At 67.9% G+C, this 14,653-nt stretch carries 12 protein-coding genes and 1 pseudogene; 7 read left to right on the top strand and 6 right to left on the bottom strand.

Annotated features, from left to right (window positions below; translation table 11 throughout):
- Window positions 1-706 (top strand): annotated as a pseudogene (locus AX692_RS18215) (hypothetical protein); the annotation flags it as partial.
- Here the strand turns inward: AX692_RS18215 and AX692_RS18210 are convergent.
- From AX692_RS18210 to ahpC, 5 genes are all read right to left on the bottom strand, one after another.
- Complete coding sequence (locus AX692_RS18210; RefSeq protein WP_073974815.1) at window positions 703-1,854, bottom strand: GNAT family N-acetyltransferase; 1,152 nt, start codon at window positions 1,852-1,854, stop codon at window positions 703-705. The pseudogene AX692_RS18215 and the gene AX692_RS18210 overlap by 4 nt on opposite strands.
- Window positions 1,855-1,962: 108 nt before the next feature.
- Entirely contained in the window at window positions 1,963-3,798 is a 1,836-nt protein-coding gene (locus AX692_RS18205; RefSeq protein ID WP_073977342.1) for a gamma-glutamyltransferase family protein, read from the bottom strand.
- Between the two features lie 112 nt (window positions 3,799-3,910).
- Window positions 3,911-6,130, bottom strand: a complete 2,220-nt coding sequence (gene katG / locus AX692_RS18200) for a catalase/peroxidase HPI (RefSeq protein WP_073974112.1) — start codon at window positions 6,128-6,130, stop codon at window positions 3,911-3,913.
- Window positions 6,131-6,496: 366 nt separating this feature from the next.
- Window positions 6,497-8,086, bottom strand: coding sequence for an alkyl hydroperoxide reductase subunit F (gene ahpF, locus AX692_RS18195; RefSeq protein WP_073974111.1), 1,590 nt, complete (start codon window positions 8,084-8,086; stop codon window positions 6,497-6,499).
- A 224-nt stretch (window positions 8,087-8,310) separates the two neighbouring features.
- A complete protein-coding gene (ahpC, locus tag AX692_RS18190; protein ID WP_017664572.1) occupies window positions 8,311-8,877 on the bottom strand; it encodes an alkyl hydroperoxide reductase subunit C in 567 nt (188 codons plus the stop codon).
- Window positions 8,878-9,067: 190 nt separating this feature from the next.
- Between ahpC and AX692_RS18185 the strand changes: the two genes are divergently transcribed.
- Together AX692_RS18185 and AX692_RS18180 are read left to right on the top strand one after the other, a co-directional pair.
- Window positions 9,068-10,024, top strand: a complete 957-nt coding sequence (locus AX692_RS18185; RefSeq protein ID WP_073974110.1) for an NAD-dependent epimerase/dehydratase family protein — start codon at window positions 9,068-9,070, stop codon at window positions 10,022-10,024.
- 76 nt (window positions 10,025-10,100) lie between these two features.
- Window positions 10,101-10,406 carry a hypothetical protein gene (locus AX692_RS18180; protein ID WP_155644852.1) on the top strand — a complete coding sequence of 102 codons (306 nt, stop codon included), beginning with the start codon at window positions 10,101-10,103 and terminating at the stop codon, window positions 10,404-10,406.
- A 128-nt stretch (window positions 10,407-10,534) separates the two neighbouring features.
- Here AX692_RS18180 and aroC read toward each other — a convergent pair whose 3' ends face one another.
- On the bottom strand, window positions 10,535-11,605 hold the full coding sequence (gene aroC / locus AX692_RS18175; protein ID WP_073974108.1) for a chorismate synthase: 1,071 nt from the start codon (window positions 11,603-11,605) through the stop codon (window positions 10,535-10,537).
- 79 nt (window positions 11,606-11,684) lie between these two features.
- Between aroC and ruvA the strand changes: the two genes are divergently transcribed.
- From ruvA to AX692_RS18155, 4 genes are all read left to right on the top strand, one after another.
- On the top strand, window positions 11,685-12,290 hold the full coding sequence (gene ruvA, locus AX692_RS18170) for a Holliday junction branch migration protein RuvA (RefSeq protein ID WP_073974107.1): 606 nt from the start codon (window positions 11,685-11,687) through the stop codon (window positions 12,288-12,290).
- Between the two features lie 14 nt (window positions 12,291-12,304).
- Window positions 12,305-13,054: a hypothetical protein gene (locus tag AX692_RS18165; RefSeq protein ID WP_155644853.1), complete on the top strand. Its 750-nt coding sequence runs from the start codon at window positions 12,305-12,307 to the stop codon at window positions 13,052-13,054.
- Window positions 13,054-14,088, top strand: coding sequence for a Holliday junction branch migration DNA helicase RuvB (gene ruvB / locus AX692_RS18160; protein WP_073974105.1), 1,035 nt, complete (start codon window positions 13,054-13,056; stop codon window positions 14,086-14,088). Before AX692_RS18165 ends, ruvB begins: the two co-directional genes overlap by 1 nt.
- Before the next feature lie 238 nt (window positions 14,089-14,326).
- The coding region (locus AX692_RS18155) for a hypothetical protein (protein WP_419470599.1) at window positions 14,327-14,653 on the top strand (327 nt) is incomplete at its 3' end.

The raw sequence follows: 14,653 nt of genomic DNA, 5'->3' as shown, positions 1-14,653 counted from the left end.
CCGCCGCTGGTTCGCGATGCGGCGCGTGGCCGAATATCTGCGCCACGCTCCGGCGCTGCTGCTGCTCGGCGTGGCGCGGCCGACGGGGCGATGGCCGCGGGTCGGCGGCGCGACCGGCGACGGGGCCGCTTGGCCCGAGCATTTCGCCCGCCACGCGCTGCGCGATGTCGGCCTGCCGCAGGCCGCCGCGACGCGGGATTATCTGCGCGCCGGGCTCGAGCGGATCGTGCTCCCGCACGTGTGTGCGCAGCAGCGCTACCACAAGGCCAAGGCGCACAAGCTCGAAACCGTCCACCACCGGCTCGACAAGGTCGCGGAAGCCTGCTTCGCGCTCGCGGTCGCCTCGGTGCTGGCCTATCTGTCGCTGAAGGGCGCGGGGATGCTGGGGCTGATCGACAAGCAGGTGGCAGGAACGCTCTCGCCGTTCTTCACCTTCTTCGGCGTCGCCTTCCCGACGCTCGGCGCGAACCTGTCAGGCATCCGCTACTTCGCCGATTTCGAGCGCTTCGGCGCGATCTCGCATGTCGCGGCCGAGAAGCTGCGCGCGATCGAGGAGCGCATCGGCCTGCTGCTGTCGGGCGCGCCGCAAGCGCTGACCTATGCCGCCGCCGCCGACCTGATCCATGCGCTCGACGAGGCGGTGGTCGAGGAGATCGCGAGCTGGCAGGCGGTATTCGGCGCCAAGCATCTGGCGCTCCCCGCTTAAGAGTAGTGCGAGCGCATCGCCCGGTCGAACAGCGCGCGCCGGGTGGGGCCGCCGATGGCAAGCGCGAAGTCGGCGAATTCGCGGGTCTCGGGCCACAGCGCCTCGGTGCCCGGATGGCACCCTGCGCCGACGTCGAAGCGGGTCAGTCCTTCGAGCGCGGCGAGCGCCGTCACCCGGCGCAGCAGCAGGCGGTGCGGCGCATAGGCGGCGAGGCGGGTGTCGTGCACGCAGGCGAGGCCGTAGCCGCGCCGCTCCGCGACGAGCCAGCCGGACATGGCGACGATCGTCTCGCCGGCGCTGAGGCTGACCAGCCGCACCGCGCCGCGGCGATGGCCTTCGCGAATCGCGGTGCGCAAGGGTTCGGCGGCGCGGCGGGCGATGCCGGCGCCGCGTTCGAGCGCGAGGAAGGCGGCGAGCCACGGCTCGCAATCGCCCGCGCGGCTGTGCAGCGCGAGCCGCACCGGGCCGAGGCGGGCAGCGAGCCGGGCTTCGAGCTGCGTCAGCCGCTTCTCGATCACCCCGGCCGCGCGCGGATCGCCCGGCCGCCCTGCGCTCCGCCCGCGGCGGATGATGCTCGGCCCGCGATGCAGCAGGCGGCCCTGTTCGGTGCACAGGCTGGCGAGCGCGAGCGTGGCGGGATCGTCGAGCGGCAGGCTCCGCGCGATGAAGCCTGCCGCGAGGCCCGGATGGCGGTCGAGCCGAGCCAGCAGCGCCTCCCAGAAGGCGCGCTCGGCGCCGGGCCGGAGCAGCGGCGTGCCGATCCCGCCATCGGGGCAATGCCAGCTGCGCAGCACCGGCACCGGCGAGCGCGGGCCGAGCCTGCCGAGCGTGAGCGGCACCGCACCGAGCCAGTCTCCCGCCGCATCCTCGACCGCGGCCAGATGCATCCGCCGACCCGTGCGCGAGCGCGCATGGGCCATGGCCGGTGCCATCAGCCAGTCGGCGGCGAAGATGTTGCCGGGCGCGGCGTGCTGGCTCAGGATTGCCCAGGCGCGGTGTTCCGCAAGGGACAGGCGATCGGCGCGCAGCAGTCTCGCCCGCAGCCGGTCGTCCCGCGCGACGAAGGCGGGATCATGGTGCCCTCCCCACGCCGCGCGGACGTCGCGCAGCCGTGTTGGCGGCACCGGGATGGGGTCGATCAGCGACATGATTGCGGCCCTGTGCGAGAAACCCTGCTCGGTAATTCAGGGGTTTACGCGAGTCCCGTGAATCGCGGGTTAACGCAAGATCTTAGCCTTGGCGTGCGGCCGGAACCGTCAAAAGCCGCTTGCCTGACCGTCCTTGCGCATCTCGGTTGCGCCGGTGTAGACGCCGCTCACCGGATCGCGCGCGATCGCCTGATAGCCGCCGAAGGGGATGCCGGTGGTCTCCACCTCGACCTTGTGGCCCATTGCGCGCAGCGCCTCGACCGTCGCCGTCGGGATGCCCGGTTCGACCTGCAAAACGCCGAGCGTGTCGATGGGCGCGGTGTCCGCGGGGCTTCCGGCCAGCGCATCGGTCGGCTGGCGCCCGCCATCGTGGTGGAGCCGCGCGGCATCGCCCGCCTCCTGCAGGTTCATGCCGTAGTCGACGAGGTTGACCAGCACCTGCACATGCCCCTGCGGCTGCATCCCCCCGCCCATCAGCCCGAAGCTCGCCCAGGGCTTGCCGTCCTTCCTGATGAAGGCCGGGATGATCGTCTGGAAGGGCCGCTTGGCGGGCGCATAGGCATTGGGGTGGGCGGGATCGAGGCTGTAGAGCTCGCCGCGGTCCTGGAACATGAAGCCGAGCCCGTCGGGCACCAGCCCGCCGCCCATGCCGCGATAGTTCGACTGGATCAGGCTCACCATCATCCCGTCCTTGTCGGCGACGGTGAGGTAGGTGGTGTCGCCCTCGCCCTCGAGCTTGGGTGCAACCAGCGCGCCGGGGGTGAAGGCGGGGGTGGCTTTCGCGGGGTCGATCAGAGCGAAGCGCTGTTTGCCGTATGCATCGGTGAGCAGTTCCGCCGGAGTCTTTGCGAAGGCCGGATCGGCATAGAAGCGCGCGGCATCCTCGAAGGCCAGACGCTTGGCCTCGGTGATGTAGTGCAGCACCTGCGGGCTCCCGCGCTCCCACTGGGCAAGCTCGACGTGTTTGAGGATATTGACCATCTGTAGCGCGGCAAAACCCTGGCTATTGGGGGGTAATTCGCACAATTCGTAACCCTTTCGGTAGGTCACGCAGGCGACATCGACCCACTCGCTGCGGTGCGCGGCGAAATCGGCGAGGGTGAAGGCGCTGCCCTGCCGTTGCAGATAGTCGACCATCACCTTGGCGAGCGCGCCCTCGTAGAATGCCTCGCGGCCTCCCGTGGCGATCGCCTCGAGCGTGCTGGCGAGATCGGGGTTGCGGAACATCTCGCCGGGCCGGGGCGCGCGACCGCTCGCGAACCATGTCTTGCGCGCATTCTCGAATTCGAACGGGGTGTTCTGCTGCTGGCGTTCGAAGTTCTTCAGGCCGCGCTCCATGTACATCGCGATGACGGGCGCGACCGGATGGCCCTCGCGGGCATAGCGGATCGCGGGGGCGAGCACCTGTTCCATCGGCAACCGGCCGTAGCGGGCGTGCAGTTCGAACCAGGCATCGACCGTGCCGGGGATGGTGACGGGCAGCGGCCCGACCGGCGGCAGGCTGGTCGCGCCGGCGGGGAGCTTGGCCTTGAGCTGCGCGAGCGTCTGGCCGGACGGCGAACGGCCCGATCCGTTGAGGCCGACGAAATCGCCGCTCGAGGGGTCCCAGACGATCGCGAAGAGATCGCCGCCGATGCCGTTGCCGGTCGGCTCCATCAGGCCCAATGCGGCGTTGGCGGCGATGGCGGCATCGACCGCGCTGCCGCCCGCCTTGAGGATGTCGAGCGCGATTTGCGTGGCGAGCGGATGCGCGGTCGCGGCCATGGCGTTGGGAGCGACGACAGGAGAGCGGCTCCACTCCGCCCCCACGGGACGCGCGCCGGGGCCGATGCCCTGGGTGGCTTCGGGGCGGGTGTCGGCGGGGTTGGCGGGCGCTTCCTCGGCGGCCACTGGTGCTGCGATGAGGGCGGCGGCGGCGAGCAGTTTGGGGGCGGGGTTGCGCATGAGGCGCACCCTAGGCGGGTCGTCCCGTCGATCAAGCATCAAGCGAGAGGCCCACGAAAAAGGCCCCCGGTGTCGCCACCGGAGGCCCCGTTCTGCGTCAACGTTTCAGCGCTCAGGCGTGATACTTCGCCCAGGTCACGTCGAAGCGATCCGCGTTCATCACCTTGTTCCAGGCCGAGATGAAGTCGCACACGAACTTGCCCTCGTTCCCGCTCTCGGCATAGACTTCGGCCTGCGCGCGCAGGATCGAGTTCGAGCCGAAGACGAGATCGGTGCGGGTCGCGCGCCACTTTTCCTCGCCGGTCGCGCGGTCGACGCCGACATATTCCTCGTCCCCGCTGTCATCGACCGGCGACCACTTGGTCCCCATGTCGAGCAGGTTGCGGAAGAAGTCGGGCGTGAGCTTGCCCGGGGTCTCGGTCAGCACGCCGATGCGGTGGCCGTGGTGGGCATGATCGCTCACCGCGCCCAACGCCCGCATCCCGCCGACCAGCACGGTCATCTCCGGGATCGACAGGCCGAGCAGGTGCGCCCGGTCGATCAGCATCTCCTCGGTGCGGACCTGCGCCTTGGTCTTGAGGTAGTTGCGGAAGCCATCGGCGAAGGGCTCCAAAGGCTCGAAGCTCGCCGCGTCGGTGTGCTCTTCGGTCGCATCGCCGCGCCCGCCGAGGAAGGGCACCTCGACATCGAAGCCCGCATCCTTGGCCGCCTTCTCGACCGCTGCCGAACCGGCCAGCACGATGGCATCGGCCATGCTGAGGCTGCCGCGATGGGCTTCGATGGTGTCGAGCACCTTGGCGAGCTCCGCCGGGTCATTGACCGCCCACGAGCGCTGCGGCTCGAGCCGCACGCGCGCGCCGTTCGCTCCGCCGCGGTGGTCAGAGTTGCGGTAGGTCGAGGCCGAGGCCCAGGCCGCCTTGACCAGCTCGCGCACCGACAGGCCGCTGTTCAGGATCGCGTCCTTGAAGCGGGCGACTTCGGCATCGGAGGGGGTGGTGCCTGCCGGAACCGGATCCTGCCAGATCAGGTCTTCGGACGGCACTTCCGGCCCGAGGTAGCGGATCTTGGGCCCCATGTCGCGGTGGCACAGCTTGAACCAGGCGCGCGCGAAGGCGTCGTCGAGCTGTTCCGGGTGGGCCAGGAACCGCTCGGAGATCGCGCGGAAGCCCGGGTCGTTCTTGAGCGCCATGTCGGCGGTGGTCATCATCGTCGGCACGCGCTTGTTCGGGTCGCGCGCGTCGGGGGCGAGGTCTTCGGGATCGGGGTTGATCGGGGTCCACTGGTGCGCACCGGCCGGCGACTTCACCAGTTCGAAGTCGTACTTGAACAGGATGCGGAAGTAGTCGTGGCTCCACGCGGTGGGGTTGTTCGACCAGCTGCCCTCGATCCCCGAGGTGGTGATGTTGCCTGCGGCGATCTCGGCCTCGTCGTTGAGCCAGCCGAAGCCCATCAGGTGGAGGTCCTCGCTCTCGGGCGCGCCGCCGAAGGTGTCGGCCGGGTGCGCGCCGTGGGCCTTGCCGAAGGCGTGGCCGCCGGCGGTCAGCGCGACGACTTCCTCGTCGTTCATCGCCATGCGGGCGAAGGTCTCACGCATGTCGCGGGCCATGCCCTCGTGGTCGTGCGGGTCACCCTGCGGGCCTTCGGGGTTGACGTAGATCAGGCCCATCTGGATCGCGGCGAGCGGGTTTTCGAGCGCGCGGCCTTCCTTGGGGTGGATGCGGGTGGGAACGCCTTCGTTGACCCACTGTTCTTCCGTGCCCCAGTATACGCTCTCGGGCTCGAACACGTCGGCACGGCCGCCGCCGAAGCCGAAGACGGGTCCGCCCATCGATTCGATGGCGACATTGCCGGCGAGGATGAACAGGTCCGCCCAGCTGATGTTCTTGCCGTATTTCTGCTTGATCGGCCACAGGAGGCGGCGGGCCTTGTCGAGGTTGCCGTTGTCGGGCCACGAATTGAGCGGGGCAAAGCGCTGCTGGCCGGAGTTCGCGCCGCCGCGCCCGTCACCGGTGCGGTAGGTGCCGGCCGCGTGCCAGGCCATGCGGATGAAGAAGGGGCCGTAATGGCCGTAGTCCGCCGGCCACCAGGGCTGGCTGTCGGTCATCAGCGCGGTGAGATCAGCCTTGAGTGCGGCATAATCGAGCGCGTTGAAGGCCTCGGCATAGTCGAAATCCTCGCCATAGGGGTTGGCGCTCTTGCCCTGCTCGGTCAGGATGTCGACCTGAAGCGCCTGCGGCCACCAGTCGCGGTTGGTGCGGCCCAGCAGATTGCGCATGTCCATGCTGCCGTGGAACGGGCAACCCCCGCTCATCTCTCCGGTTTTTGCGTCCATGATAGTCTCTCCTCTGACATGGCGAAATGCAGACTCGCGTCGCTGCCGCGTAGTCTATGGGGAGAGAATGACGCTTTCAGGATATTGCGTCCAATCGATTAATGCGGAGGGTTTGATTGAGGGGGACGATTAGTGCGTTACGTCATTGCGAGCGAAGCGAAGCAATCCAAGGCCCGAGTTTGCGGCTAGCTGGTGGTCGATGGATTGACGCGTCGCCTTCGGCTCCTCGCAATGACGAAGTGGGTTAAATGAGAACGGGCTCCCCCGTGGGGAGCCCGCAAGGCCGAACGGCCGCCCGCAGCGACGCGACCCTCAGGTCGCATGAGCGAGGAAGCGCGCCCGCGGAGGCGGGCGTGCCCCAACTAATTACGCCGCCTGCGCCACTTCCTCGACCGGCTCGTTGCGGATCAGGAAGTCGAACGCCCCCAGCCCCGCCTTCGCGCCCTCGCCCATTGCCACCACGATCTGCTTGTGCGGCACGGTGGTGCAGTCGCCCGCGGCGTAAATGCCGGGGATGCTGGTCGCGCCGTGGTCGTCGATCACGATCTCGCCGAACTTGCTGAGTTCCAAGCCCGCGCCACCCAGCCATTCGGTGTTGGGGACGAGGCCGATCTGGACGAACACGCCTTCCAACTGGATGCGGCGTTCATCGCCATTGGCGCGGTTCTTGACCACGAGTCCGTTGACGCGGGTGCCGTCGCCCAGCACCTCGGTGGTCTGGCCGTTGGTGATGATCTCGACGTTCGCCATCGAGCGCAGCTTGCGCTGGAGCACCTCGTCGGCGCGCAGCTTCACGTCGAACTCGATCAGGGTGACATGGCCGACGATCCCGGCAAGGTCGATCGCCGCCTCGACGCCGGAATTGCCGCCGCCGATCACCGCGATGCGCTTGCCCTTGAACAGCGGGCCGTCGCAATGCGGGCAATAGGCCACGCCCTTGTTGCGATACTCCGCCTCGCCCGGCACGCCGAGGTTGCGCCAGCGCGCGCCGGTGGAGAGGATCAGCGAGCGGGCGCGCAGCGTGGCGCCGTTGGCCATCACCACCTCGTGATAGCCGCCCACGTCCTTGGCCGCGCGCAGTTCCACCGCGCGGGCGAGGTCCATCAGATCGATGTCGTATTCGCCGACGTGCTTCTTCAGGCTGTCGGTGAGCTTGGGGCCTTCGGTGTAGGGGGTGCCGGGCAGGTTTTCGATGCCGAGCGTGTCCATCAGCTGCCCGCCGAAGCGCTCCGCCGCGATGCCGGTGCGGAAGCCTTTTCGGGCGGTATAGACCGCCGCCGCCGCGCCCGCCGGGCCGCCGCCGACCACCAGCACCTCGAAGGGCGCCTTCTGGCTGAGCTTCTCGGCCTGCTTCGCGTCGGCATTCTTGTCGAGACGGCTGAGGATCTCAGCCAGCTCCATCTTGCCGTTGTAGAAGGGTTCGCCATTCAGGAAGGTCGCAGGCACGGCCATGATGTCGCGGCGCTCGACCTCGTCCTGGAAGGTGCCGCCCTCGATCAGGGTCGCGGTGATGCGCGGATTTTCCAGCGCCATCAGGGTCAGCGCCTGCACCACGTCGGGGCAGTTATGGCACGAGAGCGAGAAGAACATCTCGAAATTGTAGTCGCCTTCCAGCGCGCGGACCTGTTCGATCAGGTCGGCGTCCACTTTCGGGGGATGCCCGCCCGCCCACAGCAGCGCGAGCACCAGCGAGGTGAATTCGTGGCCCATCGGGAGCCCTGCGAAGCGCACCCACTTCTCGGCGTCGCTCGCGCGGCGGATGACGAAGCTGGGCTTCCTCGCGTCGGTGCCGTCGAAGCGGGCGGTGACAAGGTCGTGCAGCGCGGCGATCTGCTCGATCAATGCACGGGTCTGCCGCGACTTCTCGCTGTCGTCGAGTGAGGCGACCAGTTCGATGCCCTCGCGAAGATTGCCGAGATAGGTCTTGAGCTGGGCCAGCATGGCGGCGTCGAGCATGGGTGTCCTCCAGGCGCGTCCGGGGGCGCGCATCATGTGATCTCTAGATGAGGGCAACACGGAACCGGATGCCGCCGCCCGCGAGGGGGGAGGTGGGGCGAGGGACATCCGGTCCCGGCTACGACCCGAGGGCGATTGGGAGCCTTCGGGATTTTGCGACCGGCGCGGGGCCGAGGGGGGAGGGAGAAGCCCCGCGCTGGCCGGTCTCGTGTGGCCTGTCGGCCTCAGATCTTTCCAACCAGGTCGAGCGAGGGGGCGAGCGTGTCGCTGCCTTCTTCCCACGCCGCCGGGCAGACCTGACCGGGGTTGGCGCGCACATACTGGGCGGCCTTGATCTTGCGGGTCAGTTCGTTGGCATTGCGGCCCACGCCTTCGCAGGTGATTTCCATGATCTGGATCACGCCATCCGGATCGACCACGAAGGTCGCGCGGTCGGCAAGGCCAGCGCCTTCACGCAGCACGCCGAAATTGTTCGACAGCACGTGGTTCTGGTCGCCGAGGAAGGGGAAGGTCAGCTTGCCGATCTTGTCCGAGGTGTCGCTCCACGCCTTGTGGCTGAAGTGCGTGTCGGTCGAGACAGCGTAGACCTCGACGCCCATGGCCTGGAGGGTGGCGTACTTCTCGCCCATGTCTTCGAGTTCAGTCGGGCACACGAAGGTGAAATCGGCCGGGTAGAAGAAGAACACCGACCACTTGCCCGCGAGGTCCGCGTCGGTGACGGTGAAGAAGTCCTTGCCCTTCTGGAAGGCGGTGGCGGTGAACGGCTTGAGGGTCGAACCGATGATACCCATGGGAGTCTGTCCTTATGCGGGTGGATTGAGAGGAAAATCGATGCGGCCGAAATAGGCTCTTGCGCGCTGCACAAAAGTGCATTTGTGCGATTGCGAAGATCGCTTTTTTCAATCTGTCGTGCGGGAACCCATCGGAAAAGGCGTTCATCGAGAGCCTTGCCGCGGCGCCGCCCGGTGTTAGGCATGGCCCATGCGCGTGCTGCTCACCGGATCGTCAGGCTGGCTCGGCCGCTTCCTTGCACCGATGCTGGCGGGAGCGGGCCACGATGTGACCGGCCTCGACATTGCGCCGGGGCCGCAGACCGACGTCGTCGGCAACCTCGCCGATGCCGCACTGGTCGAACGGCTCTTCGCCGAATGCCGCTTCGAGGGGGTGATCCATGCCGGCGCGCTCCACAAGCCCGACATCGCCCGCTACCCGGCGCAAACCTTCATCGACGTCAACGTGACCGGCACGCTGGGCCTGCTCGAGGCGGCGGTGCGGCACGGGGCAAGCCGGTTCGTCTTCACCTCCACCACCTCGCTGATGATCACGCAGGCGATCCGCGACGAGGTGGCGAGCGAGGCCGTGTGGCTCGACGAGAGCACCGGGCCGCTCGCCCCGCGCAACATCTACGGCGTGAGCAAGCGCGCGGCCGAGGAGTTGTGCCGGCTGTGGCACGACCTCCACGGCCTGCCGGTGATCTGCCTGCGGACCGCGCGCTTCTTTCCCGAGGATGACGACACCCACGCCGTCCCCGCGGGCGAGAACCTCAAGGCCAACGAGTTCCTGAACCGCCGCCTGACGGTGGAGGATTGCGCCGCCGCGCATATCGCCGCGCTCGACGCCGCGCCGCGGATCGGCTGGGGGCTCTATGTCGTGAGCGCGCCCCCGCCCTTCACCCGCGCCGATGCCGCGCGGCTGAAGCATGACGCCGCCGCCCTGATCGCCGAGCGCTTCCCGGAGGCCCCGGCGCTCTATGCTTCGCGCGGCTGGGTGCTGCCGCAGAGCATCGGCCGGGTCTACGATCCTGCCGCGATCGAGCACGACCTCGGCTTCCGCTGCCAGACCGACTTCGCGGCGGTGCTGGCGGCGCTGCGCGAGGGGCGCGACATGCCCTTCATCCACGACCGCAGCTACGTGCCGCCCAAGGAGCTGGGGCGCTAAACCCACCCCCGTTGCCGCCGCACCAGAGCAGTCTGATCTCCTGCCCTTTTGGCCTATGCGAATCACTGCCCCCTACGTGATCATCGCGGCCAACCTCATTCTGATGCTGGTCTCGCTTGCGGGCATCATCCGGACGGCACAGGGACAGGCGGGTGGCCACGACCTCATTGTCATCGCCTTGAACGGCACAATCTTTTACAGCGCCGCCGTTGAATACATTGAGCGTGGAAACCGGACGCCTGACGAGCGGCAAAGTGCCATCCGCGGGAAGTCCCTGGCTATCGCGGGCTGGATCGTGATTTCGCTGGTGATGATCTGGGCCGTGCTGCTCGGGCAGTTCGCGAAGAATGGTCTGTGGTTTCCAAAGCACCCCGGGCAATAGGCTTCGCTGGGCCTCTTCATCGGCGCAATGACAGGGCAGATCAGCGCTATCGCCTCGGCATGGATGACCCCGTCCTACGCAGCAGCGCTCGACGACGAGGATTGAGCGTGCCCCTGTCGCGCTACCGCCTACCCCACTTGCCCCCGGTGCAGCAGCTTTTGGTCGGCCAGCACCAGCGCCATCATCGCTTCCACCACCGGGGTGCCGCGGATGCCCACACACGGATCGTGACGGCCCTTGGTGACCACCTCGACCGCCTCGCCCGCCGAATTGATCGACTCCACCGGCGTCAGGATCGAGGAGGTCGGCTTGAACGCCACGCGGCACACCACCGGCTGACCGGTGGAAATGCCGCCCGCCGTGCCGCCCGCGTGGTTGGCGAGGAATTCCGGCTTGCCGTCCGCGCCGGGGCGCATCCGGTCGGCGTTCTCTTCGCCGGAGAGGCGCGCAGCTTCGAAACCATCACCGATTTCGACGCCCTTCACCGCATTGATGCTCATCATCGCGGCGGCGAGGTCACTGTCGAGCTTGGCATAGATCGGCGCGCCCCAGCCTGCGGGAACACCCTCCGCCACACATTCGACAATCGCGCCGAGCGATGATCCGGCCAGCCTCGCGGCATCGACCTTCGCTTCCCAGCGCTTGGCGGCGGCAGGGTCGGGGCAGAAGAACGGGTTCTTGGCGATCTCGGCGTAATCGATGGCCGCCGGGTCGATCCGGTCGCCGCCCAATTCGCAGACATAGGCGGTGATGGTGACCTCAGGGATCACCAGCCTCGCCACCGCGCCCGCCGCCACCCGCGCCGCGGTCTCGCGCGCCGAGGAACGCCCGCCGCCGCGATAGTCGCGGATGCCGTACTTGGCGTCATAGGCGTAGTCGGCATGGCCTGGGCGGTAACGCTGGGCGATCTCGGAATAGTCCTTGGAGCGCTGGTCGGTGTTCTCGATCATCAGCGAGATAGGCGTGCCGGTGGTCTTGCCCTCGAACACCCCCGAGAGGATCCGCACGATGTCGTCCTCCCTCCGTTGGGTGGTGAAGCGGCTGGTCCCGGGCTTCCTCGCGTCCATGAAGGGCTGGATGAATTCCTCGTTGATGGCGAGCCCCGGCGGGCACCCGTCGACGATTGCGCCGAGGGCCGGCCCGTGGCTCTCTCCCCAGGTGGTGAAGCGCAGCACGCGCCCGAAGGTGTTCCAGCTCATGGGAGTGCCATCTGGCGCAAGTGTGGGCATCTGTCCATAAAGGCTGGACGCCGTTTGCGGCTTGGGGCAGGAACAAACCATGATCGCCAAACTCTCAGGCAGGCTCGATGCGACCGGCGAGGACTGGGCGGTGGTCGACGTGGGCGGCGTGGGCTACCTCGTCCACTGCTCCAGCCGCACTTTGGCTGCGCTGGGCGAGGTGGGCGAGGCCTGCACCGTTCACACGCAATTGCAGGTGAGCGAAAACGACATGCGCCTGCTCGGCTTTGCCGACAGCGCCGAGCGCGACTGGTTCCGCCTGCTGACCGGCGTGCAGGGTGTGGGCAGCAAGGTGGCGCTGGCGATCCTCTCCGCGCTCTCGACCGGAGACCTGCGCGACGCCTGCGGGCGCGGCGACGCCGCGATGGTGGCGCGGGCGCAGGGCGTGGGGCCGAAGCTGGCGGGGCGGATCGTCAACGAGCTGAAAGACAGGGCGGGCGCGATGCCGGGTGGCAGCGGCGGCTTTGCGGTGAGCGCCGCCGCTCCCGCAGGCAGCAAGGGCGCGGACGCGGCGAGCGCGCTGGAGAACCTCGGGTTCAAGCCTGCTGTGGCGGCTCAGGCCGTGGCCCGCGCGCTGGAAGAACTGGGCGAGGGCGCGAGCGAAGGCGACCTGATCCGCGTGGCGCTGAAGAAGGCGGCTGGGTGATGGGAGCCTTAACGATGAAGTTTGCGACCCTGTTCATTTCTGTCGGAGCGGGCCTGCTCGCTGTGCCAGTATCGGCGCAACCCCTGCAGTTCGATCTGATCTGCGGCTATGCGGATCGCGAGATGCTGAGGGCCGGAAAGATCACGCGGACTCATTCGCGGCCCGAACACTTGCAGATCGACCTCGCCATGGGGCGCTGGTGCGATGGCAATTGCGGTTCCTCAAGCATGTATGATCTTCATGACGCGGGCGCTGACCCGATCGTTCTCAAGCAGGAAGTGGGCGTGGCTCTTGAGGGATCGCCTAACCAGACCAGTTACAATAAGCGCGTGACCTATGATCGCGCCACCGGCGTTCTTACAAAGGTCGATGAGTCCCGGTGGAAAGAAGAAGGGCTGTCGAGAACAAACGATATCAGCCAGTGCGAAGAGCGTCCCTTCAGCGGTTTTGTTTGGTCAAAGTTCAGGCCAGCGCGGATGCGCAACGAGTTGCGTATTTATCGCGAGCTTAACGAGACTGATGTTGGCAGAGCGCTTCAGGCGTTGGCTCCCTCGGGGATTACCCCTGTCATTGTCCGGGTGCAGGTGGACAAGGAAGGGCGACCAAAGCACTGCGACGCGAAAGCGCCTTCACCTTTGCCGCAGCTTGAGGCTGCTGCTTGTGCATACTTGACCGGACCATCCGTCTCATTTGATCCGGCGCTTAACCCTTCAGGTGAGCCTATTGATGGCGAGTATCGCCAGACCATGATGTTCGCGGGCTGATGACTGACCCCGCCCCCCTCCACACGCCCACCCGCCAACCCGGCGACCCGGACGCCGCCCTGCGCCCGCGCCGGCTGGCCGAATTCGTCGGGCAGGAGGCGGCCAAGGGGAACCTCGCCGTCTTCATCGCGGCCGCGCGCGCGCGAGGGGAGGCGATGGATCATACGCTGTTCTTCGGCCCCCCGGGCCTCGGCAAGACCACGCTCGCGCAAATCATCGCGGGCGAGCTTGGCGTGGGCTTTCGCGCCACCTCCGGCCCCGTCATCGCCAAGGCGGGGGACTTGGCCGCGCTGCTGACCAATCTCGAACCGCACGACGTGCTGTTCATCGACGAGATCCACCGCCTCTCCCCCGTTGTCGAGGAAGTGCTCTATCCGGCGATGGAGGACCGCGCGCTCGATCTGATCATCGGCGAAGGGCCCTCGGCGCGCTCTGTCCGCATCGACCTGCCGCCCTTCACCCTGATCGGGGCGACCACGCGGCAGGGGTTGCTGACCACCCCCTTGCGCGACCGCTTCGGCATTCCGGTCAGGCTCAACTTCTACACCCACGAGGAGCTCGAGCGCGTCGTCACCCGCGCGGCGGGGCTCATGGGCCTCGCCATTGCGCCCGACGGTGCGCACGAGATCGCCCGCCGCTCGCGCGGGACGCCCCGCGTCGCCGGGCGGCTGCTCCGGCGCGTACGCGACTTTGCCGATGTCGCGGGGAGCGCCGCCGTCACCCGCGCGGTGGCAGACGAGGCGCTCACCCGGCTCGAGATCGACCGCCTCGGGCTCGACCTGATGGACCGCCGCTACCTCGCGATGATCGCCACCACCTACAAGGGCGGCCCGGTGGGGATCGAGACGCTGGCGGCAGGGCTGGCAGAACCGCGCGATACGGTGGAGGAGGTGGTCGAGCCCTACCTCATCCAGCTCGGCCTCGTCGCCCGCACCGCGCGCGGGCGGGTGCTCAACGATGCGGGCTGGGCGCATCTCGAGCTGACCCCGCCCAGAGAATCGCCCCCCGCCCAGTCCGGATTGTTCGAAGACTGAGTCGCGCCGCCCGACCGGTATCCGCGTTAACCATCTGGCTAACCGCACCCCCCTTTTCGGTGCCAGTTCGGGACAGCGCGGCGGAAATCGGGCGGTTTCGGGGCGATTCCGGGCCGTTCGGCGGCCGCTGCTTGGTTAACCCGATTGCCCCTCGCCGCCTTCTGACAGCAAAAGAAGGCTGGATTTGGGGGAATTGCGGCAGGCCCGCAGCCCCCGCACGCAAACAGGGTATCAGACCATGTCGCTCAAACTGGCCATCGCGAAGCTGTCCGCCGCTGCGGCGGGTGTCGCATTGTTGCAAGGTGGTGCGGTGCGCATGGCCGAGCCGATGAACACCGACGCGCCGGACTTCTCCACCAATATCGATGGGAAACTGATCGAGGTCGATCCGGCTACCGGCGCGCGCTACATCAAGTCGCGCGAGCGGGTGATCGCGGTGCCCGAGGAGCGCCGCCGCCGCATCGTCGAGCGCACCGTCGAGTGCCAGCCGGTCGGCCCGGCCGGTGCCGGACAGGCCGCGAGCCTGCCGGCGGGCGCGGTGCAGGCCTACTACGACGCCGCGCAG

Origin of the sequence: Erythrobacter donghaensis (genome assembly GCF_001557325.1) — a bacterium.
GTDB classification, from domain to species: domain Bacteria; phylum Pseudomonadota; class Alphaproteobacteria; order Sphingomonadales; family Sphingomonadaceae; genus Erythrobacter; species Erythrobacter donghaensis_B.
This window is presented reverse-complemented; position numbering and strand designations above follow the sequence as displayed.